Raw genomic sequence first — 21794 nt, 5'->3', positions numbered from 1 at the left:
CTTACTGTGCAGACGGATCGGTCAGGGCGAGGTTTTTGGTCGAGTCGGTGTCAGCCTGTCCGGCCTGCTCATGCGCGGTGACTTTAACGCCGTTGCGCACGCTTTGCAGGCCGTTGGTGATGACACGGTCGCCCTCTTTCAGGCCACTGTTAACCAGCCAGGTGCCTTTGATCATTTCGCCGGTTTCCACGGTGCGCTGCTCCACGGTGCTGTCAGCTTTCACCAGGTAGACGTACGGCTTGCCTTTGATGTCATGGCCGATCGCTTCCTGCGGCACCAGGATGCCCTGGCGCTGCACGCCCTGTTGCAGGGTGGCGTGGACGAACATCCCCGGCAGCAGTTCGCCGTGCGGGTTCGGGAAGGAGGCGCGCATGGTGACGGAGCCGGTGCCTTCATCCACGGTGACTTCCGAGAACTCCAGGCGGCCCGGCAGGGCGTACGGCGTGCCGTCTTCCAGGGTCAGGGTCGCTTTGGCGGCGTTTTCCCCGTCGGCGGCGAGCTGGCCGGAGGCCAGGGCGCGGCGCTGGCGCAGCAGATCCTGCGAGGATTCGCTGACGTCGACGTAGATCGGGTCGAGCTGCTGGATGGTGGTGAGGTAGTTGGTCTGCCCGTTGGTGACCAGCGCGCCCTCGGTGTAAAGCGTGCGCCCGATGTGGCCGCTGATCGGCGCGGTGATGCGGGTGTAGTCCAGGTTGACGCGGGCAGATTTCACATCCGCTTCAGCCTCTTTCTGCGCTGCCACGGCATCTTCATACTGCTGGTTGCTCACGGCGTGCGCTTCGGCCAGCGGCTTATAGCGCTTCGCCAGCGCGGTGGCGTTACGCAGGGTGGCCTGGGCTTTGTCATAGGCCGCCTGGTAGGTCGCCGGGTCGATCTGGTAAAGCGGCTGCCCGGCTTTGACCTCACTGCCCTGGGTGAAGTAACGTTTCTGGATGATGCCGCTGACCTGCGGGCGGACTTCGGCGGTCCGTACGGCGCTGGTACGGCCCGGCAGATCGGTGGTCAGGCTGACGGGCTGGGTATGCAGCGTCACGACATCAACGGCCGGGGCCTGTGCCTGCGCAGACGCGCCGGCAGAGGAGGAGGCCGATTGGTCGCACGCAGAAAGAAGCATCACAATGCTTACGGAGAGAAGTTTGCGGCGCATAGTATTCACTCTGGTTAAAAGCGAGAACAGTCGTTCTCAATTAGAGGGACACTATACGAGAAGGCTTTTCTTAACTCATGTGAGAGTATTGTAAGGAAAAATAGCAAAACAATTCAACGAAGTGCATTTCCTTACACAGGCTTTCCGGTTTCAGGCGGCATTTCTTGTCCAAATAGATATTGATCTGCGTCACATTTTGTCTAACTCAGAATACTCATTTAGTCTTAATCCTATTTCCAGCGTAATATTCTTTCACCTGCGTGACTATCACCTGGGGTAACTCTGTCACATTTCGATATATTCGCCAGGCGTTATGACATCTCTTCACAATTACTTTTCAATTCTGGTTAGCCGCGGTTTAGGGTAAGCGGTTATGCTGTGCGTGAGGAAGAGCAGTTCCTCCTTTGTTGCTGATGCAACCCAACCCACTGTCCGATGTGGGTTTTTTTTCGCCTGCAGATCGGCAAAAGGGCGATGTTCAGGGCTATACGGTTAAATGCACTGCGGGTTGCCTATTACGCCGCAGATGCCGTCGGCATCTATGCCGTTATGGTTGAAGCCAAAGATGAACAGGCGGCCGGGTTCTATCGCAAGATGGGCTTCATCCCGCTGAAAACCATAGAGGATGAGTATAAATTTTTCTTCCCGGTTGCCGGTATTGAAACGTTGCTTTAAGGCTGCGCGCCAGAGGTCAGGATCTGGCGCAGGGACGCTGCGCCATAAAGGTGTGTATCAGCCCTTGAACATCGTCGAAAGTTTATTGACGGCGTAGGGTGAAAAGAGCGTCATGCCCATGACGAAGAATTGGTTTATTTCATCGATGCGTTTTACGTTTTCCGGTAAGTAGAAGACGGCAAATAACACGTAATAGCCGGTGCCGAGGTACATGGCGGCGAGGATGATGCCGCCGATAAGGGCGATTAACCGGCTGGAGCTGGCGACCATCGCCGGTTTAACCGGGGCGGCCGCTGCCCCCTGGAGTGTTTCCGCCGTCGGCTCGCCCGGTGCCGCAGGGGTGGCGGGCACGCCTTCTGGTTCACTGATCGCCTCGCTCATCTTCCAGTTACTGTCTGCCAGGCTCCGGCGGATAATTTTCAGCGTCACCAGTAAAAACAGGGTGACGAACGCAATAATCAGCCAGAAGACCACATCTTTAATCACCAGAAAATCGGTAACATGTTTATCCATGACCCCTCCCTGCCTCCCGCCCCTGGCAGGAGACACTGCCTGTACCCAACACCCGGCCACCTCTGCCGGCCACTCACCGCTTCGCTTTTCACCTGCGGTTAAGCAAAAATTAGCAGCGGCCAAACGGGACACAAGCGCCCATCCCCTCATTTTTTTAGCGCCGCTAATATAAAAATCCTAAAAGAGATCGGTGAGAAAAAACGCGGGAAAAATGAGTCGCGCTTACGTTTTCCCTCAGCGCACCTGGAGATTTGCCATCAGGCAGAGGTGTAAGCACGATTATTGACGGGACGCAGAACCGGATGGACACACAAGACACATAAATACCCCCACCTACTTTTTCCTCACATACCCAAAGGTTTGCAGAGGAGGTGGGGGCGTAAAAATCATTGCCGAGTGGAGAAGCAGAACCTGATAAGCACACAAGACATACAAATATCCCCACCTACTCTTTCCTTACATACCCAAGGATTTGCAGAGGTGGTGGGGGCGTAAAAATCATTGCCGAGTGGAGGCGGAGGGCCGGGCGAGCGGGCATGGATGCCCGCGAGAGGTACAGCCACGCTGGGAGCGTGTCTGTACCGGCCCGATCAGCCCGGAGGCGGAGTGAGGGAACACGCGAGAGCGTGCAATGATTCAGCCGGGGCACCGAGTGCGCGCGGGTGCAGGGCCGGCGCGCCGGCAGGCCCTGCTCGGTTGAGGCATGATGGCTCAGAAAGGTTGCGATGCAGAACAACCGAAATGTTCCACTACACCAACGTTCCACTACACCAACGTTCCACTACACCAACGTTCCACTACACAAAACGTCCACTACACGAAAGCCTGATCCCATCAGGCATCATTGCCTGCCCCCCTCTCCCATCCTCCCCCTAACCCGTGCCACAAATCGATCTGCGCCAGCAGCAGGTTGGTTTTGAGCTGAATCACCGTCAGCTGGGTGCTGTAGAGCGCCCGCTGGGCGTCCAGCTCCTCGAGATAGGGGCGTACCCGTTGGCATAGCGGTTATGCGCAATCCGCAGCGCCTCGCCCAGCGCCTGCTGTTGCTGCTCTGCCTCGCTGAGCTGCTCACCCAGCCGGGTAATGGCATCAATGCTGTCGTTCACCTGCACAAAGGCGTTGCGCACCACATACTCATACTGGTAGAGCGCCTGATTGCGCGCCGCCATGGAAATATCCACCTGCGCATTCAGTGCCTCGCGGTTGATAATCGGCGCGAGCACGCTGCCGCCCAGCGACCAGAGCCGGAACGGGTGGGCCAGCACCGCTTCCAGCGTGTCCTCCTGCAGGGTGCCGCCCGCGGTGAGGTTCAGCGACGGCAGCAGGTTGGCGCGTGACACGGCCAGCGTGGCATCGGCCGCCACCAGCAGCCGCTCCGCCTGTACGATGTCCGGGCGGCGGTTGAGCAGCGTTGAGGGCAGCCGCGACGGCAGCGGCGGCGCGTCGAGGTGGTCGAACGCCGTGCCGCGCGCCACCGGGCCGGGGTTCGCGCCGAGCAGCAGGTTAAGCGCATTCTCCTGCTGGGTGATCTGGTGCTGCAACTGCGGGATCTGCGCCCGCGTCGCGCGGTACTCCGACTCCGCCTGCACCCACTCCAGCCGCGAGCTGTAGCCGGTCTCATACTGCCTTTTCGCCAGCTGCAGCGAGTTCTCGCGCGAGGTCAGGGTCGCCTGGGTCAACGCCAGTTGTGCATCCAGCCCGCGCAGCGTCAGGTAACCGGAGGCCACCGAAGAGGCGACCTGCAACATCGCGGCGTCGGCCGCGGCCCGCTGTGCCTCCAGCCCGGCCCGTGCCGCCTCGGTGGCGCTGCGCTGCCCGCCCCAGAGATCGACGTCATAGTTGAGCTGCAACGTCCCCTGGTAGACCGTGCTGCGCGCCTGCTGGCCGGTCACCGAGGAGAGCGTGCGCTGGCGCGCGGCGTTTACCCCGGCATCCAGCGTCGGCAGCTGGTCACCAATCGCCGCGCGCACCCGTGCCTGATACTCATCCACCCGGGCGCGCGCCTGCAGAATATCGTTGTTGTAGCGCAGCGCCTGATCCACCAGCCGGTTAAGCTGCGGGTCGCCGAAGCCCTGCCACCAGTCGTGGCCGCTGGCCGCCGAGGGGGCCAGCGGCGCGCGCCACTGCGGCGGGATCAGAAGCGTCGGCGCGGCCGGGTCAACCCGGCTGCCGCCACAGGCCGCCAGCAGCAGGGCCAGCGGCAACAGCGTCAGGTATTTGCCCCTCATGGCGCACGCTCCACCGGCAGCGGCTCCACCGGCCGGTCGGTATGGATGTCCACCACTACCGACATCCCCGGCCGCAGCCGCGCACGCGCCGCCGCATCCGCCTTGATGTGGATGCGCACCGGCAGCCGCTGGGCGATCTTCACAAAGTTGCCGGTGGCGTTATCCGCCACGATGGTGCTGAACTCCGAGCCGGTGGCCGGGGAGATCTTCTCCACCACGCCGCTGTAGACGGCGCCATCCAGCGCATCGACGCTGAAGGTCACCGGCAGGCCGACGCGCACCCGCGCCATCTGCGTCTCTTTCATGTTCGCCACGACCCAGAGCTGTTGCGGCACCAGCGCCGTCAGGTGCGTCCCGGCGGCGACGTAAGCCCCCTGCCGCACGCTCACCTGCCCGAGCTGGCCGTCACGCGGGGCGAGGATGCGGGTATTGGCGAGATCGATCTCCGCCAGCTCCACCGCCGCCGCCGCGTTTGCCACGTCCGCTTCCAGCGAAGCGCGGTTCACTACCACAGTGCGCACATCCTGTTTTGCCATCTCCAGCGCCGCTTTGGCCTGGGCGACATCCGCCTGCGTTTGCGCCGCCGCCGCGCGGCTGGCATCACGTTCACGCACCGAGAGCGACCCGTCAGACACCAGATCCTCGACCCGTTTCAGGTCGAGGCGCGCTTTCAGCGCTTGCGCCCCGGCATTCTGCACCGCGGCTTCACTGCGGGCGATGGCCGCCTCGGCACTGGCGCGTTGCTGGCGGTTATTCGCCAGCGCCGCCTGTTTCATGGCGTACTGTGCCTGCGCCTGATGCAGCCGCTGCTTGTAGATACGGTCATCGATGGTCATCAGCAGGTCGCCTTTGTGCACCTGATCGTAATCATTTACCCGCACTGAGGTGATGTAGCCGTTGACCTGGGGGCTGATCACCGTGACCTGGCCGCGCACGTAGGCGTTCTCGGTGGATTGCCGGGTCGGTGAGAACGGCGGCAACTGCCACGCGTAAAGCACCACCAGCACCCCCACTGCCGCAATCAGCAGCGGCACGGCGATGGTGGCAATACGTTTGGCCCGGCTTTTTTTTGCTGCCGGGGCAATAACTTCCTGACTCATGAACCCTCCGGGGAACCGGCGGGCTTCGCCGCCGGTGTGGCTACAGATGATGGTGCTTCAGATGATGCGGCTTCCGCCCGGGCTGCCTGCCGCCGCGCCTGACGGGCGCGCCACTGCGTGCGGGCAAACCGGCTTAACAGCCAGATCAGGGTGCCCGCCGCAATAAAGGCGGTGAGCAGGTAAACGTCGTTATAGGCCAGGACATTGGCTTCGCGGGTGGCGGCGGCCTGCAGCAGCAGCACCCCCTCCGCGCCGCGCAGGGTGGCGTCCCCCAGGGTGGCGCTCAGCCCGGCGCTGTAGTTGTTGATGCGCTCCATCACCAGCGGATCGAGGTTGCTGAGGTTATCGGCGATGAGGCTGGAGTGGTATTTTTCGCGCCAGACCTGGAAGGTGCCGAGCAGCGCTGAGCCGATCAGCCCGCCGAGGTTCTGGCTCATGCCGAACACCGCCACAAAGCTCACCAGGTTGCGCGGCTCCGCCACCACGCTGCCGATGATCGACAGCATTGCCGGGGCAACAAACAGCGCCCCGGCAAAGCCCATCATGAACTGGCTCACCACCATCTGCGGCGCGCGCGTCAGGTTGTTGGACTGGGAATCGATCAGCGCCGAGATAATCATCAGCACCAGCGCCACCACTATCGGCCACTCCAGCTGCGTGGGTTTGATGGTCAGCGCGCTGGTGGCGATCCCGGCGATAACGCCCAGCAGTACCGCCAGCGACAGCGCCGTCATCTGGTCATTCTGCAAACCGAGGTATTGCAGGAAACCGATCGGCCCGACGTTCTGCTCCGACAGGACAATGCGCATCAGCACCATGGTCAGCCCCAGGCGCAGCACGCTGCCGCTGCTGAGCCAGCGCACATTCAGCAACGGGTTTTTACGCCGGTGCTCCACCAGCACCGCGGAGACAATCAGCACGATGGCCCCCGCCAGCGCCCAGCCGAGCCACGGGGTGCTGGTCCACCAGTCGTAGCGGCCGAGCGAGATCACCGCGCACAGCAGCCCCATCCCGGGTGCCATCAGGAAAAAGGTGACAAAATCCATCTTTTCAAAGGCGTTATAGCGGTCGCCCGGCGGCAGTTTCAGCATCAGCACGCAGCCAAAGCAGATCAGCGCCAGCCCCAGCTCAAACAGGTAGAGGCCGCGCCATTCGTCCAGCTCCAGCAGCCCGGCGGAGAAGAGCCGCGCCAGCGGGATCGCCAGCTGTGACGCGCTGATGCCGATCGCCAGCGCTTTCAGCCGGTGTTTGGCCGGGAACGCCTGGATCATGTAGTAGATGCCGAGCGAACTCAGCGCCGCCGCCACCGCCCCGTGCGCCGCCCGCACCGCAATGGCGGAGTTGAGATCGTTAACGAACAGGTGAAAAAAGGTGACCAGCGCGTAGAGCAGCAGAAACGCCTCGGTAAACAGCCGCAGGCCGAACTGCATGCGGAACTTCACCAGCAGCAGGTTGATGGAGATGTTGGTCATCACATAGACCGCCGGCAGCCAGGCGACCTCATTGCTGAAGGCGCCGAACACCCCCTGGAGGTTGGTGAGGTTGGCGGTGACCAGCGCGTTGCCGAGGCTGCCGGTGATCGCCACCAGAATACCGACGAACCCGAACGCCAGCCGTCTCGGCCAGGGGTGCAGCGGCGTCGACGGGGAACCCGGCATCATCGGGCGCTCATGCGGCGCCCATTCACGCACGATGTAGGGTTTCATCGGCTCTGTTCAGCCGCGTGCCGCAGGGTATCGAGGACCCGCATGGTGACCGCCAGCTCCTGCTCGTTCAGCGAGGCCAGCAGGGTTTCGCGCAGCGCATCCGCCTCGCCTTTGACCTGCCGGTACATCGCCTGCCCGGCCTCGGTGACCACCAGCAGCCGCTTGCGGCGGTCTTCCGGGGTCATCACCCGTTCAACCAGCCCCTGGCGTACCAGTTTGTCGATCATGCTGACCACGGTGGCCCCCTCCAGCCCCAGCGCAGCAGCCAGCTCGCTCTGCGTCAGCGGGGCGTCGGCCCCGGCAATGGTGGAGACGGTGACCCAGCTCGCCTGGTTCAGCCCCTGCGCCTTCAGCCGGCGATCGATCGCCAGCCGCCAGGCACGGGCGGTAAAGTGCAGCAAACGGGAAAATTGGGTGGAATCAGAAGGAAAAGAGACGGCATCGGACATAAAGTTAGACATCACATGGTTAGAGATCTAACTAAAAATATCATGAGAAATTCATAACGCAAATATTGGTAAATTAATTTTTATATTTGCGGGAGGAATAGATTAAAAAACGAACAGTGAAACGGGCGCCCCGGATGGGGCACCCGCGGGTGATTACTCGTCAAGCGCCGGTTTAAAGGCGTGACCCACCTGGTGGTTACGGCTGTAGTTGGCCAGCCGGCGGCTGTCCTCGTGGCTGTAGTCCGGGTCGATGTAGATGTGCATCCGGCTGATCAGGTCACCGTCAAACTCAAACACGGTGCAGAACAGGCTGAACTCCTCTTCCCCCACCGGGAAGCGGTCACCGTTCTGCATCACCCCTTTGACCCCCCCCTCAATCACCATGACGTCACCCTGGCAGACGTAGCGGAAGTTATCGGTGTCATGCTTAAAGCGCTGCACTTGCCTGACCAGGCGTTTGCCCAGGTTGCCCAGCTCGGTTTTGCCGCGGCTGCAGCCATACTTTGGAAAGAACAAGGCGACGTCGTCGCTGAACAGATCCAGTAGTGTGGCGTCCTGCGCGTCCAGTTTCGAATAGTAGGTCTTGATTACTTCGAACCGCGCTTGTTGGCGCTCAGTTTCTGTCATAAATCCCCCTCTGCTGAACAGTGTCGCCACCCGTCCGGCGCTGAATCGTTGTGGTATAGACCGCTAAGTGTTACCGGCTACGGCCCAAGCTCATTAAGACTATTCTTAAATGCATGGAAACAATCGGTTATCGCGCGGCGTTTCCCCCACGCGCATCCGGTGCTTTTACGGCCCTGAACATATAGACCCTGAGACCTTAAAATGATTCAGCTTATCTATTGATTTAAATCAAATTATAAATGTTGAAAATAGTCACTGCGGGGTTATGCTGACAACATGCTGCTTTTTCAAGCAACCCGGCGTGCTGCCGTGGCCGGGAGTGCCGCGGCCGCCGCGCATCATGTGCGACTTAACCCTGAAATGGAGGTGTGGAATGAAACAGACCCGTCCGGCTGCGGCCACCAGCCCGGTGTTACAGCGAACCCTTGAAAACCTGCGCAACGGCACAGCCGCTGACTTCCCGATCCTGGTGATGTCCTCTGAAGAGGGCGGCAAACTCTACTTTGCGGAAGGCACCAGCAAATTAGAGAAGCTGAACTCCATTGACCAGGCGATCAGCAACATGCTCACCTACCGGGAAGCGCTGGAGAAATGCGACTAGCGTCTTCCCGCCCGGCTGCGGGCAACCTGCCCCGCAGCCGGGTACCGGTCAGGCCAGAATGGCCGCCGGCAGCGGTGTCTCCCCGCCGCGCACTTCCCACTGTTTCCCCACGGTCGCCGGTTCCGCCAGCACGGCAGTCACCAGCGCGGCCACGTCCGCCCGCGGGATCTTACCGCGCCCGACGTTGTCACCCAGCGTGACCCGGCCGGTGGCCGGATCGTCCGTGAGCGGCCCGGGCCGCAGGATCGTCCACTGTAAACCGCTGCCCCGCAGTTCGCGGTCCGCATCACGTTTCGCTTCCACATAGGCGCGCCAGACGGCGTCGATCTCCGGCGGCAGCGGGTCATCCGCGCCCACGGCCGAGACCATCACATAGCGGGTGACCCCGGCAAGCTTCGCGGCAGCGATCAGTTTCACCGCGCCGCCGTAGTCCACGGTGCGCTTGCGCTCTGCCGTGGAGCCGCCGCCCGCCCCGGCGCTGAACACCACCGCGTCCACCCCTTCCAGCGCCGTCGCCAGCTGCTCCGGGGTCGCCTGCTCCACATCCAGCAGCACCGGCTCCGCCCCCAGCCCACGCAACACCGGCACCTGCTCCGTCTTACGCACGATGCCCACCGCCCGGCGGCCCTGGGCCACCAGATTCTGCACAATCAATTGGCCAATTTTGCCGTGTGCGCCCACGATTGCCACACTGTTCATTTGCGCTCCTTGTTTTTGCATGTGTCACTAACCTTAGCATAGGCGCGAAAAGCCGCAGGATAGCGGCGGCAGATGACAGCGATGTGACAGGGAAATCCGGGCATACCGCGCCCTGAGGCGCGGTGAAGCCTCACAAACCGCTGAGGGCCTGTTGCAGGGTGTGGGTGGGGGTGGGCGTATCGCTGAGGTCGAGCTGGCTCTCCAGCAGGTCGAGGTGCGTCAGCATGGCGTGGACGGCAGAAGCGGTGTCACCCCCGGCCAGCGCGTCCAGGATCGCCTGGTGTTCGCCGGAAGCGCAGGCGGGCACGGCGTTGCGCTGGTAGAGCGCCACAATCAGCGAGCTGCGCACCATCAGGTTGGCGAGGATCTCCCGCAGCACGGCGTTACCGCCGACGTCCGCCAGCAGCAGGTGGAAGTTGCTCAGCGTCCCCACAATCGCCCGGCGGTCGCTGCTTTCTATCACGGCGTGCTCGCTGGACATATGCGCGGCCAGGCGCTGGAGCGCGGCCTGAACATGGTTGCGGTTGGCGTTTAACGCCTCCACGATGTGGGCCTCCACCAGGCGGGTGCCGGGCCGGAGGCGGTGCTGTGCAATGGCTTGCGCTAAAATATCAACAATGCGCGTGACTTCGCGCTGTTTGGCGGTGGCAGTTCTGTTCATGGTTTTTTTATCCTTTTGCGGTCTGCCCGTCTGCAAATAGGCCTGCAGAATCTCCGGCATTATCCTTGCCGCCCTTGTCCGGGTCAAACGCCGCCGCGCCCGGCTACCCGTCCGCCATCAATACGTTGCGCAACCTGCGTGATTTATTTAACGGTCATTAAAGTAATAATTGACAGCGTCAGGCAGAATCAATAAATTGGCAGCCGACACCGATCGTTGGTTAATGAACCCTCGCGGATCCTGTACCAATAATGAAGAGTATTTCCCCCTTATGACGGAATATAATAAAGATCGCGCCTTGATTGACGAGCTGATCCATTGGATTGAAGAGCACCTCGACACTGCGCCCCGTATCGAGACGGTGTCCCAGAAGTCCGGTTATTCAAAATGGCACCTGCAACGTAAATTCACCGCGCTGACCGGCATGAACATCGCCACCTATATGCGCAACCGGCGTCTCTCCAAGGCGGCGATTGCGCTGAAAACCAGTGACGATTCGATCATCGACATCGCCACCCACTACAGCTTTGACTCGCAGCAGACCTTTACGCGCACTTTTAAAAAGCGTTTCGGCATTACGCCGCACCAGTACCGCATCTCCGATGACTGGCACGTGGACCTGCTGACGCCGCATTTCCGCTTTGAGGAGCCGTTTACGCTCAACATTGAGTGCATCAACGTGCCCTCGTTGCAGCTCAAGCGGCTGCGTGACGACGTGACGCTGTTTGACCGCCGCAGCGCGCCGGAGAGCAAATCCCATTTCCTGGCGATGCGTGACCAGCTGATGTGTGACGCCTTCCGCCGCGCCCCGGTGCGCAGCAGCCCGATCTTCAGCATCATGAGCGGCAAGAACGAGGCGCAGGAGGGCAAGTCTGTGCGCTATACCCTGGCAGAGAGCGCCAGCGGCAGCACCCATGACACCCAGCGGGTGATTGTCGACGGCGGCTGTTTTATGTCGATCAAGTTCTCCGGCACCATGATGGAGACCCACCAGCTCACCAGCTTCCTGTTCGACAATGTGTTACCGGAGTTGCGCAAAAAGGTGGGGGCCAGCCATGAGATTGAGCAGATTCAGCTTGACCCGGCGGCACACAACGGCAAGTGGGGGCAATCCCAGGTGGATTACCACTATATGTTGTCGCTGAACTGACCCTCCTGCTGAACCGTCCGGCCTGCTGCGGAACGGATTAGCCCGGCCCGCGCGCTGCGGGCCGGGGCCACAGGCGGCATCAGGCCGCCCCGCGCAACTCCGCGCACAACGTCTCCATATAGCCTTGCAAAAACCGCGTCCGCTTCTCGGCGATCGCCCTGCCCGCCTGCGTCTGCATGGTGGCCGGCAACCGCAACAGCTTCTGCTGGAAGTGGTCAAGGGTGAAACGACGGTCATCCAGCTCGCGGCGTTCGGCCAGCGGGTCATCCGGGTCGACCAGGTCGCGCCCTAGCGCGCCGGAGACATAAAACACCCGTGCCAGCCCGATGGCACCCAGCGTATCCAGCCGGTCCGCATCCTGCACGATTTTCGCTTCCAGGGTCTGCGGCGGGATGTTGGCGCTGAAACTGTGGGTGCGCACCGCGTGGGCCACGGCGTCATACAGTTCATGCGGGAAGTCGGGGAAGTCGTTTTGCAGCAGGCTCAGCGTCTCTTGTGCTGCCATGGTGGAGGCCAGGTGGCGCTGGGGGTGGTTCTTCGGCAAGTTAACAAAATCGTGGAAGTAGCAGGCGGCCAGTACCACCAGCCGGTTGGCTTCCAGCCCCTGCATCAGTAACTGCGCGTTCTGCCATACGCGATGTAAGTGATTGATGTCGTGCGCTTTATCTGCCTCTGGTCGGGAGGCCATATAGTTCTGGAACCGGATTTCCCATTCACTTATCACCATCGTTTACTCCTTGCGGCCCGGAGAGCGGCCAATGTTGCAGAATAATTCATTGTGAAATCAAGGGTTAGCGGAGGCCTTATTCGCTGGCATCATACCCTGTACTGCGTTACAACTGTTTTACACGCTGTGTAGAAAGAGTGTTTTTTTATTACACCTCTTGTTTACATAAAGATTTCAAATCTCTAGGGCAGATCACAGCAAAATGGATTTTGCCCATATTCAACAGTGTAGCTGCAAAATACCAGGGAGTGAGAAGATGCAACTTGCCACCGTGAGCTGGCCGCTGGGGGTCAACAACGTGGATACCATGATGGCGCACGCCGCCGCGCTCCGGCTGCCGGGCGTGCAGTATTGCGGCGACCCGCGCCAGTGCCCGGCGGAGCGCGTGAAGCGGGCGGCCGCGGCACATAACATTCGGATAATCGCCATCGATCCGCTGGACTGCGCCCCGCCCCGCGCCTCACAGGCGACGCCGGATCAGGCGATCGCCTTTTACCACACGCTGGTGGACTATGCGCGCGACACCGGCAGCGGTGCGCTGACGTTGCAGGGGCTGTCCCAGTGGACCAAACAGGCGGCCAACACCCAGGCGGCCTACGCGCAGCTGGTGGAGTGCGTGCGGGAAGTGGCGGCCTATGCGCAGGAACAGGGGGTAAGCCTGCTGTATGAGGTGTGCAACCATTATGAAGTGCCGCTGATCCACACGGCACAGGCGTGCCTGGCGATGCTGGACGAGGTGGGCAGTGATGCGATCCGGATAATTCTCGACAGCTTCCACATGAACATCAATGAGCCGTCGCCGGTGCAGGCGATCCTGGCCGTGGGCGACCGGCTGGGCATGTACCACATCTCCGATTCCAACCGCGCCGGGATCGGCAGCGGCAATATCGACTTTCTGGCGCAGTACCGGGCGCTGAAGCAGATCGGTTTTTCAGGGGATGTGGCGATTGAGCTGGTGCTGCCGCACCTGACGCCGATGACGCCGCCGCAGACTGAATCAGACCGGCGGCGGCTGGACGCAGAGATCCGCCGCAGCGCCGCCGTGTGGCAGGCACTGGCTATTGAGCGTTAGCAGACGCCGAAATCGCCCTCTTCATGGTAAGGGGCAAGCTCCTGCGCGCTGAAAGCGCGGGTTTGCTCCTCCCCCACATTGCCCCAGGTACACTCTACGCTGTCACCGTCCACGCTTCTGACTGTCATTTTCTGGCCGCCGCGTTTGGGTTGGACGATATCCCCGGTTTTGAATTCCATGCCTTTCTCCTTCTGTTATGTCACGTTATGTGGGTATCTCTCCCCAAAAATAGCCTGTTTTCCGGCCGTTTACCTTAAAATTTCGTGCTCATCGCTTCCCGCCATAACCGCTGCGGCACATAGCTCTGCAACAGGTCGATGGCGCAGGCCAGCAGGTCCGCATTCAGCTCATGGCCCGCCTCCCAGGCGATGTCCAGCGTCGCGTCGGCGTCAATCTCCTTCAGCCGCGCAAAAGCCGCCTGGGCGTGGCGCACCTCAATCACCGGGTCAGCCCCGCCATGCAGCAGGTGCAAGGTGGTGGCCGGGGCGGCGCGCTGCGGCAAGGTGGCGTAACGGCCGGAGAAGGCCACTACCCGCCCGGCCAGCGACGGCTCACGGGCGCTGGCTTCCAGCGCCATGATCGCCCCCTGATCCAGGCCAATCAGGGCCGTCTGCGCGCCGGTCAGCCCCAGCCGCCGCTGGGCCTGCTGAACCTCGGCCAGCAGCGGCGGCAGCGCCTCGGCAACCCGCGCCGCCAGATCCTGCTCACGCATGGCGCGGCCCGAGAACCACTGGCGGCTTTCCGGGTCTGCGTCATCGGCATCAAAGGGCTGCGGCGCTTCCGGCACAATAATCGCCGCCGCCGGCCAGTGCTGGCGCAAGGTGATCACCAGCGCCCCCAGGTCGTCCGGGTGGCCGCCGGCCCCGTGCAGCAGCACCATCAGCTGTTGCGGCCCGCCTGCCTGCGCCTCATCCGGCAGAAATTCCTGACACTCCATACCCGCTCCTCTGTGTGGCCCCGCCCGCCGCCGGAACGCGACGGGCAGGCTCTCCCCAAAGGATAGACCATCACACCGGGGTTAACGGGGTGCCGCCCCCGGGTGGCGCGTGATGCAGCCTGACAGCGGTAACGCACGGGGCGCGGGTGAGAGGCAACGTGACCTGAAACGGTGACTTCCCCCGCTCCCTGAATTCTTGCGCTGAACCGGCCCCGCCTCCTGCGGGGCCGGTATCACTCAGGGCTTATTTACCGATCGGTTTTGCGGCCGGGGCCGGGGCGGCGGCTGGCGCGGGGGTCTCCTCGTCCGGGGTGAGGCCGCGCTCTTTCAGCATCGGGCCGATCTCCGGGTCTTTGCCGCGCCAGTCGCGGTAGAGCTGCTCCAGATCCTCACTGTTGCCGCGCGACAATATCTGGTCGCGGAAACGCTGGCCGTTCTTCGCCGTCAGGCCGCCCTGCTCCTGGATGCCTTCGAAGGCGTCATCGGCCAGCATCTGCGTCCAGAGGTAGGCGTAATAGCCGGCGGCGTAGCCGTTGCCCCAGATGTGCTGGAAGTAGCTGGAGCGGTAGCGCGGCGGCACGTAACTGATGTCCAGCCCGTCCTGTTTCAGCGCTGCGGCCTCGAAGGCGTCGGCATCCTGCACCGGCTGGTCGGCGGTCAGGGCGTGCCAGTGCATGTCCAGCAGCGCGGCGGCCAGCAGCTCGGTCATCTCATAGCCTTTGTTGAATTTCGCGGCTTTTTCGATCTTGTCGCGCAGCTCCTGCGGCATCGGCTTTTTGGTCTGGTAGTGGCGGGCGAAATGGTTAAAGACTTTCGGGTCATCCGCCCAATGCTCGTTGAACTGTGACGGGAACTCCACAAAGTCCCGCGCCGTGCTGGTACCGGAGAGCGACGGGTATTGCTGGTCGGCGAACATGCCGTGCAGCGCGTGGCCGAACTCATGGAACATGGTGATCACATCGTCCCAGGAGAGCAGCGCCGGTTGCCCCTCCGCCGGTTTGGCGAAGTTGGCGACGTTATAGATCACCGGCCGGGTGCCCAGCAGTTTTGACTGGTCGACGAAGTTGCTCATCCAGGCCCCGCCGCCCTTGTTGTCACGCTTGAAATAGTCGGTGTAGAACAGCGCCAGCGACTTGCCTTTCTTGTCGAACACCTCATAGACCTTCACATCCGGGTGGTAGACCGGCAGATCAGGCCGCGCCTTGAAGGTAATGCCGTAAAGCAGCTGCGCCGCGTAGAACACGCCGTTTTCCAGCACGTTGTTCAACTCAAAGTAGGGCTTGATCTGGGCGTCGTCGAGGTCATAACGCGCCTTGCGCACCTGCTCGGCGTAGTGCTGCCAGTCCCAGGCTTCCAGTGTGAAACTGCCTTTCGGGTTGTTGCTGTTCTGGCTGTCGATCAGCGCCTGAATGTCCTGCGCTTCGCGTTTTACCCGCTCCGTGGCCGCCGGCACAATCTCGTGCATAAATTTCAGCGCCGCCTCCGGGGTTTTCGCCATCTGGTCCTGCAGCTTCCAGGCGGCATAGGTCGGGAAGCCGAGCAGTTTGGCCTGCTGGCTGCGCACCTGCGCCAGCCGGGCGATCATCAGCCGGGTGTCGTTGGCGTCGCCTTTCTCCGCCCGGTTCCAGGAGGCCTCAAACAGCGCCTGCCGGGTGGCGCGGTCTTCCAGGCTCTGCAATGCCGGTTGCTGGGTGGTGTTCTGCAACACCATCACCCACTGGTTCTCCAGGCCGCGCTCTTTGGCGGCTGCGGCCGCCGCGGCGATCTCCGCCTCGCTCAGCCCCGCCAGTTGCGCCTGATCTTTCACCGTCAGCGCGCCCTCTTTGGTGGCCGCCAGCAGCCGCTGGGTAAAGCGGGTGCTGAGGGTGGCCGCCTCCTGGTTAAGCTGCTTCAGCGCGGTTTTGTCAGCGTCTGAGAGTTTGGCGCCGGCCAGCACGAAATCCTGCCAGGTCACCTCCAGCAGGCGGCGATCCTCCGCGCCCAGTTGCAGCGTGTCACGCTGCTGGTAGAGGGTGTCGATGCGTTTGAACAGCGCGCTGTTGAGCTGAATGGCATCCCCCAGCGCCGCCAGTTTCGGGGCGATCTCCTCGTCGAGTTTTTGCAGCGCGTCGCTGGTGTTGGCCGAGGTCATCGCGCCGAACACATTGTTCACCCGCGTCAGCAGGCTGCCGGTGCGCTCCAGCGCCACCAGCGTATTCTCAAAGGTCGGCGCGTCCGGGTTGGCGGCGATCTTCTCTACCTCCTCCTGCTTCTGGCGGATGCCCTCCAGCAGCGCCGGGCGGTAGTCACTCTCTTTGATCTTATCGAACGCCGGGGCCTGCATACTCAGCGGGCTGACGGAGAAAAACGGGTTTTCAAGGCGTTGCAGAACCGCCGTAGGTGAGGATGGGCTTTGTTGTTCACTCGGCATGGCCGGCTCCTTTGCTGTAGTGGGGGCGGCAGCGGCAGGAGCCGCCGCCCCGGCCGGTAAGACGGCACCCCCGCAGGCCATCGCCAGCGCCAGGAACAGCGGCGACAGGCGCAAGGCGGGGAAAACGGGACGGTGAGAAGATGAAGATAGCCCGTGGCGGTGTGCGCCGGTATGTGCGATAGAAGTGACCATAAGCGGAAAGACGCCTCCCTGTGAGCCGGTTGCGCCCTCGCCGCCGGCTAAGCTGCTGATAAATGACCTCATGAGCATAGGTGGCATTGCCCGCTTCGGCAAAATGCTGTCATGCTTTTTTGCGAAATGTTACGCAAGAATTCCGCGATCGGCCTGGTAACTGGCGATAATTTCACCGGCAATCGCCACCGCAATCTCCGCCGGCAGTTTGCCGGTGACATCCGGCAGCCCGATCGGGCAGCGCATCCGCTGCAGCCGCTCCTCGCTGATCCCTTTGCCGCTGAGGCGGTAGTCAAAGCGTTTGCGCTTGGTGGCGGAACCAATCAGCCCGAAGTAGCGGAAATCGCCCCGGCGCAGGATCTGTTCACTCAGTACCAGATCGAGCTGGTGGTCATGGGTCAGCACCACGAAATAGCTGCCCGGCGGCAGTTCGGCCACCACCTCCTCCGGCGCGTCGGTGAGCCGTTGCGCCACTCCCGGCGGCAACGCGGGCGGGAACTCCGCCGCGCGGCTGTCCACCCAGAGAACACGGCACGGCAGGGTTGCCAGCAGGTTGACCAGCGCCCGGCCGACATGCCCGGCGCCAAACACCGCAATCAGCGGCCGGGGCGTGACCAGCGGCTCAAACAGCAGGGTGGCGCTGCCGCCGCAGCACTGCCCGAGCCGCGCCGCCAGCGGGAAGCGCTCCAGCCGGGCGGCGGGGGCGGCGCTCGCCAGCAGCGCCCGGGCCTGCGCCAGCGCCTGAAACTCCAGGTGGCCGCCGCCGATGGTGTGGTAGCAGCGCTCCGCCGTGACCACCATTTTGCTGCCGCTGTCACGCGGGGTCGATCCCTGATGCTCCGCCACCGTGACCAGTACGCACGGCTCGCCGCGCTGTTGCAGCATGGTCAGGGTAGTGAGCCACTCATCGTGATGCATAAGCCTGCTCCCCGGCTTCCGCCGCGTTTGGTGTGACAACGTCACGATCTGCCTGCTGCTGCATCGCCATCGCTGCGGTTAATACCCGTTCCGGCGTGGCCGGGGCGTCAAGCGGCGGGTGGTGCCGGTAGTGCGCCAGTGAGGCCACCGCATCCTTGAGCGCGCACCACACGGCAATGCCCAGCATAAACGGCGGCTCGCCCACCGCTTTGGAGTGGAACACCGTCTCCTCCGGGTTCTTGCGGTTCTCCACCAGTTTGACGCGCAAGTCCGGCGGCACATCGCCAATCGCCGGGATTTTGTAGCTGGCCGGGCCCTGGGTCAGCAGTTGCCCGCGCTCACTCCACACCAGCTCCTCACAGGTGAGCCAGCCCATGCCCTGCACAAAGCCGCCCTCTACCTGGCCGATATCGATGGCCGGGTTCAGCGAGTCCCCCACATCGTGCAGGATGTCGGTGCGCAACAGCCGGTACTCGCCGGTCAGGGTGTCGATGATCACCTCGGCACAGGCCGCGCCGTAGCTGTAGTAGTAGAACGGGTGGCCTGCGGCTTTGTCGCGGTCGTAGAAGATCTTCGGCGTGCGGTAGTACCCGGTGGCCGCCAGCGACACCTGGTTAAAGTGCGCCTGCTGCGCCACCTCGGCAAAGCGGTAGTAGCGATCTTTCACCCGCACCACGCCGTTGGAGAAGACGATCTCCTCCGCGGTGGCCTGATGGTTCGCCATCAGCATGGCGATCAGCCGCTGTTTGATGGTTTCGGCCGCGTTCTGCGCCGCCTTGCCGTTGAGATCGGTGCCGGAGGAGGCGGCCGTGGGCGAGGTGTTCGGCACTTTGCCGGTGTCGGTGGCGGTGATCTGGATGGTGCGGATGTCCACCTGGAACACTTCGGCCACTACCTGCGCCACTTTGGTGTTCAGCCCCTGGCCCATCTCGGTGCCGCCGTGGTTGAGCTGGATGCTGCCGTCGGTGTAGACCAGCACCAGCGCCCCGCCCTGGTTCAGGAAGCTGGCGGTAAAAGAGATGCCGAATTTCACCGGCGTCAGCGCCAGCCCGCGTTTCAGCACCGGGCTGGCGGCGTTGAAGGCGGCGATCTCCCTGCGCCGTGCGGCGTAGTCCGCGCTCTGCGCCAGCTCGTCGGTGATCTCATGCAGCAGGTTCTGCTCCACCGTCTGGTAATAGGGGGTGACGTCGCGCCCCGGCCCGCCATAGTAGTTGGCGCGGCGCACTGCCAGCGGGTCGTGGCCGGTTTCGCGGGCGATATGGTCGAGGATGTTTTCAATCGCCATCATGCCCTGCGGACCGCCGAAGCCGCGGTAGGCGGTGTTCGAGGCGAGGTGGGTTTTGCAGCGGTGGCCGGTGATGGTGACGTCGCCGAGGTAGTAGGCATTGTCCGCGTGGAACATCGCCCGGTCAACAATCGAGCCGGAGAGGTCGAGGGAGTAGCCGCAGTTGGCCGCCAGTTCAATCTCAATGCCGTGGATCACCCCGCGGTCGTCAAACCCGACGTCATACCGCACGTAGAACGGGTGGCGTTTGCCGGTCATCAGCATGTCATCCTGCCGCGAGAGGCGCATTTTGGCCGGGCGGCCGGTAAGGCGCGCCGCCAGCGCCGCATGGCAGGCGGGCGCGGCGGCCTGCGTCTCTTTGCCGCCGAAACCGCCGCCCATGCGGCGCATGTCGATCACCACTTTGTGCATCGGCACGCCGAGCACCGACCCGACCAGCTTCTGCACCTCGGTGGGGTTCTGGGTGGAGCTGTAGACCAGCACGCTGCCGTCTTCGCCCGGCATCACGGAGGCGATCTGCGTCTCCAGGTAGAAGTGCTCCTGCCCGCCGATGTGCAGCTCACCCTGCACACGGCGCGGCGCGGCGGCCAGGGCGGCGGCGGAATTCCCGCGCCGGTGGTGGTGGCTCGCCTCCACCAGGTGCCCCGCCTGCAATGCCGTTTTCACATCGAAAATCGCCGGCAGTTCGCGGTATTCAATGATCGCCGCCTCAGCGGCGAGGCGGGCGGTGTGCGGGTCTTCCGCCGCCGCCACCAGCACCACCTGCCCGAGGTATTCCACTTTGCCGTCAGCAAAGAGCGGGTCGCCCACCGTCAGCGGCGCAATGTCATTGTCGCCCGGCACATCCTGCGCGGTGAACACCCGCACCACGCCGGGGAAGGCATAACACGGCGCCAGATCGATCCGCACAATCTCCGCGTGGGCGACGTCGCTCAGGCGCGGCACCAGGTGGAGCTGGTTGGGAAACTCTGTCCGGTCATCAATATAGATTGCCTCGCCGGTGACATGCTTTTCGGCGCTCTCATGTTTCTGGCTGCGGCCGACGCCGCCCGTCAGCCCGGTACGAAAAAGGGCTTCCATCTCCTGTTGGCTCATGGCCGGTATCGCTTTAGACATAGTCGGTCACCTTAATGATCTGCTGCGGGGCGGCGTGTTCGAAATAGGCGCGGCGCAGCAGGTTTTGCGCCACCTGCAACCGGTAGGCGCTGCCGGCACGGAAATCGCTGATGGGGGTGAAATCCTCCGCCAGTGCCCGGCAGGCCAGCTCTACCGTAGCGAGCTGCCACGGCTGGCCCACCAGCGCCTGTTCGGTGTGGTGCGCCCGCGCCGGGGTGGCGGCCATGCCGCCGTAGGCGAGCCGGGCGCGATGCACCACGCCGTGCTGAATGTCGAGGTTAAAGGCGGCGCAAACGGCGGAGATGTCATCCTCCAGCCGCTTGGAAACCTTGTAAACGTAAAGTGACGTTGTCACGTTAAGCGGCATTGAGGCAGCCTCTTTTTGTGACACTGTCACGCCGGGGATCAGAATGCGGGTGATAAATTCGCCGGGTTGCAGCGCCGTCTGGCGGTAGCCCAGGAAGAAATCATCCAGCGGCAGCGTGCGTGTCTCGCTGCCGCGCCGCAGTTCCAGCGCGGCATTCAACGCCAGCAGCACCGGCGCGGCATCACCGATGGGCGAGCCGTTTGCCAGATTGCCGCCCAGCGTGCCCTGGTTGCGGATCTGTTGCGAGGCGAAACGCGTCAGCAGATCCGCAAACGCCGGGATACGCTCCCGCAGCAGCGGCAGGCAGTCCGTCAGCGGCGCGGCCGCGCCAATCGCCAGCTGATGCGGCTGCTGTTCAACGGCGCGCAACTCCGGCACCTGATTAAGCGAAATCAGCAGCGGGAAGCGCTGGCTGCGCTGGGTGATCGCCAGCGCCAGATCGGTGCCGCCCGCCACCAGCCGTGCCTGGGGTTCAGCGAGATAGGCCGCGGCCAGGGCGTCCAGCGAGCCGGGCATCAGGCAGCGACGGCCGTCGTGCGTCAGTTGGCGCACGCCTGCCGGTGGCTGGGAGGAAGAGGTTCCGGAAACAGAGGCCTCCGCGGCCAGCGCCTTCAGCCGCGCCAGGGTCTGCGCCTCGGTCTGATCAAACTGATCGTCCGCTGTCTCCTGTGCCGCCAGCTGGTCAGCCGCCGCCACAATTGGCCGGTAGCCGGTGCAGCGGCAGAGGTTGCCGGCCAGCGCCTGTTCGGTGCTCCCCTGCCCGCCCTGTTTTTGCAGCGCAAACAGCGACATCACAAACCCCGGCGTGCAGAAGCCGCATTGCGAGGCGTGGCAGTCGACCATCGCCTGCTGCACCGGGTGAAGCTGGTCACGCTGTTTGAGATCTTCCACGGTGATCAGCTGTTTGCCGTCAAGGGCGCTGACCAGCGTGATGCAGGCATTGACCGTGCGGTAACGCAGCCGGTCGCCTGCCGGTTCGGCCAGCACCACGGTGCAGGCCCCGCAGTCGCCGGAGGCGCACCCCTCTTTGGTGCCGCAGCGCTGTTGCGTGCGGCGCAGCCAGCTCAGCACCGTGGTGTTGGGGTCGAGCTGGCTTTCGCGGTGCAGGCGTTGGTTAAGCAAAAACTGGATCATGCAGTGTTCCCCGTGGCTCGGTGGGTGCCGCCCGGGCGGCACCGGCTAAATCGGATGACGTGGCCGCAGTGCGGTCGTCA

General features: G+C 63.0%; 19 protein-coding genes and 1 pseudogene. 4 read left to right on the top strand and 16 right to left on the bottom strand.

Annotated features, from left to right (window positions below; translation table 11 throughout):
* Position 1 precedes the first annotated feature (1 nt).
* Positions 2–1147, bottom strand: a complete 1146-nt coding sequence (locus CYR32_RS12850) for an efflux RND transporter periplasmic adaptor subunit (protein ID WP_101824944.1) — start codon at positions 1145–1147, stop codon at positions 2–4.
* Between the two features lie 474 nt (positions 1148–1621).
* Here CYR32_RS12850 and CYR32_RS12845 point away from each other — a divergent pair, with 474 nt between their 5' ends.
* The gene (locus CYR32_RS12845) at positions 1622–1822 is read left to right on the top strand and encodes a hypothetical protein (protein WP_241523819.1); all 201 of its coding nucleotides are present in this window, start codon (positions 1622–1624) and stop codon (positions 1820–1822) included.
* A 57-nt stretch (positions 1823–1879) separates the two neighbouring features.
* On the opposite strand, the gene CYR32_RS12840 is transcribed toward CYR32_RS12845, so the two are convergent.
* From CYR32_RS12840 to CYR32_RS12815, 6 genes and pseudogenes are all read right to left on the bottom strand, one after another.
* Positions 1880–2335, bottom strand: coding sequence for a hypothetical protein (locus CYR32_RS12840; protein ID WP_101824942.1), 456 nt, complete (start codon positions 2333–2335; stop codon positions 1880–1882).
* Between the two features lie 834 nt (positions 2336–3169).
* A pseudogene (locus CYR32_RS12835) lies at positions 3170–4563 on the bottom strand (efflux transporter outer membrane subunit).
* Complete coding sequence (locus CYR32_RS12830; RefSeq protein WP_101824940.1) at positions 4560–5663, bottom strand: HlyD family secretion protein; 1104 nt, start codon at positions 5661–5663, stop codon at positions 4560–4562. Before CYR32_RS12830 ends, CYR32_RS12835 begins: the two are co-directional and overlap by 4 nt.
* Complete coding sequence (locus CYR32_RS12825; RefSeq protein WP_101824938.1) at positions 5660–7369, bottom strand: MFS transporter; 1710 nt, start codon at positions 7367–7369, stop codon at positions 5660–5662. Before CYR32_RS12825 ends, CYR32_RS12830 begins: the two co-directional genes overlap by 4 nt.
* Positions 7366–7830 carry a MarR family winged helix-turn-helix transcriptional regulator gene (locus CYR32_RS12820; RefSeq protein WP_241523818.1) on the bottom strand — a complete coding sequence of 155 codons (465 nt, stop codon included), beginning with the start codon at positions 7828–7830 and terminating at the stop codon, positions 7366–7368. The genes CYR32_RS12825 and CYR32_RS12820 overlap by 4 nt, the downstream gene beginning before the upstream one ends.
* A gap of 141 nt (positions 7831–7971) precedes the next feature.
* The gene (locus CYR32_RS12815; protein WP_101824936.1) at positions 7972–8445 is read right to left on the bottom strand and encodes a nuclear transport factor 2 family protein; all 474 of its coding nucleotides are present in this window, start codon (positions 8443–8445) and stop codon (positions 7972–7974) included.
* Positions 8446–8818: 373 nt separating this feature from the next.
* Between CYR32_RS12815 and CYR32_RS12810 the strand changes: the two genes are divergently transcribed.
* Complete coding sequence (locus CYR32_RS12810; protein WP_101824934.1) at positions 8819–9046, top strand: hypothetical protein; 228 nt, start codon at positions 8819–8821, stop codon at positions 9044–9046.
* A gap of 48 nt (positions 9047–9094) precedes the next feature.
* On the opposite strand, the gene CYR32_RS12805 is transcribed toward CYR32_RS12810, so the two are convergent.
* Positions 9095–9745: an SDR family oxidoreductase gene (locus CYR32_RS12805; RefSeq protein WP_101824933.1), complete on the bottom strand. Its 651-nt coding sequence runs from the start codon at positions 9743–9745 to the stop codon at positions 9095–9097.
* 130 nt (positions 9746–9875) lie between these two features.
* Positions 9876–10406: an FCD domain-containing protein gene (locus CYR32_RS12800; protein ID WP_101825033.1), complete on the bottom strand. Its 531-nt coding sequence runs from the start codon at positions 10404–10406 to the stop codon at positions 9876–9878.
* Positions 10407–10677: 271 nt separating this feature from the next.
* On the opposite strand from CYR32_RS12800, the gene CYR32_RS12795 reads away from it, so the two are divergent.
* The gene (locus CYR32_RS12795) at positions 10678–11556 is read left to right on the top strand and encodes a helix-turn-helix domain-containing protein (protein ID WP_165698239.1); all 879 of its coding nucleotides are present in this window, start codon (positions 10678–10680) and stop codon (positions 11554–11556) included.
* Between the two features lie 79 nt (positions 11557–11635).
* On the opposite strand, the gene CYR32_RS12790 is transcribed toward CYR32_RS12795, so the two are convergent.
* On the bottom strand, positions 11636–12283 hold the full coding sequence (locus CYR32_RS12790) for a phosphohydrolase (protein ID WP_101824929.1): 648 nt from the start codon (positions 12281–12283) through the stop codon (positions 11636–11638).
* A gap of 256 nt (positions 12284–12539) precedes the next feature.
* On the opposite strand from CYR32_RS12790, the gene CYR32_RS12785 reads away from it, so the two are divergent.
* Positions 12540–13355 carry a sugar phosphate isomerase/epimerase family protein gene (locus tag CYR32_RS12785; protein WP_165698238.1) on the top strand — a complete coding sequence of 272 codons (816 nt, stop codon included), beginning with the start codon at positions 12540–12542 and terminating at the stop codon, positions 13353–13355.
* On the opposite strand, the gene CYR32_RS12780 is transcribed toward CYR32_RS12785, so the two are convergent.
* From CYR32_RS12780 to xdhA, 6 genes are all read right to left on the bottom strand, one after another.
* Positions 13352–13534, bottom strand: coding sequence for a YodC family protein (locus tag CYR32_RS12780; protein WP_101824926.1), 183 nt, complete (start codon positions 13532–13534; stop codon positions 13352–13354). The genes CYR32_RS12785 and CYR32_RS12780 overlap by 4 nt on opposite strands.
* A gap of 74 nt (positions 13535–13608) precedes the next feature.
* On the bottom strand, positions 13609–14292 hold the full coding sequence (ypfH, locus tag CYR32_RS12775; RefSeq protein WP_101824924.1) for an esterase: 684 nt from the start codon (positions 14290–14292) through the stop codon (positions 13609–13611).
* A 244-nt stretch (positions 14293–14536) separates the two neighbouring features.
* Positions 14537–16816 carry a peptidyl-dipeptidase Dcp gene (gene dcp, locus CYR32_RS12770; RefSeq protein WP_420912837.1) on the bottom strand — a complete coding sequence of 760 codons (2280 nt, stop codon included), beginning with the start codon at positions 16814–16816 and terminating at the stop codon, positions 14537–14539.
* A gap of 207 nt (positions 16817–17023) precedes the next feature.
* Positions 17024–17812, bottom strand: a complete 789-nt coding sequence (xdhC, locus tag CYR32_RS12765; protein WP_101824922.1) for a xanthine dehydrogenase accessory protein XdhC — start codon at positions 17810–17812, stop codon at positions 17024–17026.
* A complete protein-coding gene (gene xdhB, locus CYR32_RS12760) occupies positions 17799–20213 on the bottom strand; it encodes a xanthine dehydrogenase molybdopterin binding subunit (RefSeq protein ID WP_101824920.1) in 2415 nt (804 codons plus the stop codon). Before xdhB ends, xdhC begins: the two co-directional genes overlap by 14 nt.
* Positions 20206–21714 (bottom strand): xanthine dehydrogenase small subunit, encoded by a 1509-nt coding sequence (gene xdhA, locus CYR32_RS12755; RefSeq protein ID WP_101824918.1) that lies wholly within the window; start codon positions 21712–21714, stop codon positions 20206–20208. Before xdhA ends, xdhB begins: the two co-directional genes overlap by 8 nt.
* Between the last annotated feature and the right edge of the window lie 80 nt (positions 21715–21794).

Origin of the sequence: Chimaeribacter coloradensis (assembly GCF_002858715.1) — a bacterium.
Classification (GTDB): domain Bacteria; phylum Pseudomonadota; class Gammaproteobacteria; order Enterobacterales; family Enterobacteriaceae; genus Chimaeribacter; species Chimaeribacter coloradensis.
Note: the sequence above shows the minus strand (reverse complement) of the source record. Positions and strands in the feature narration are given on the sequence as shown.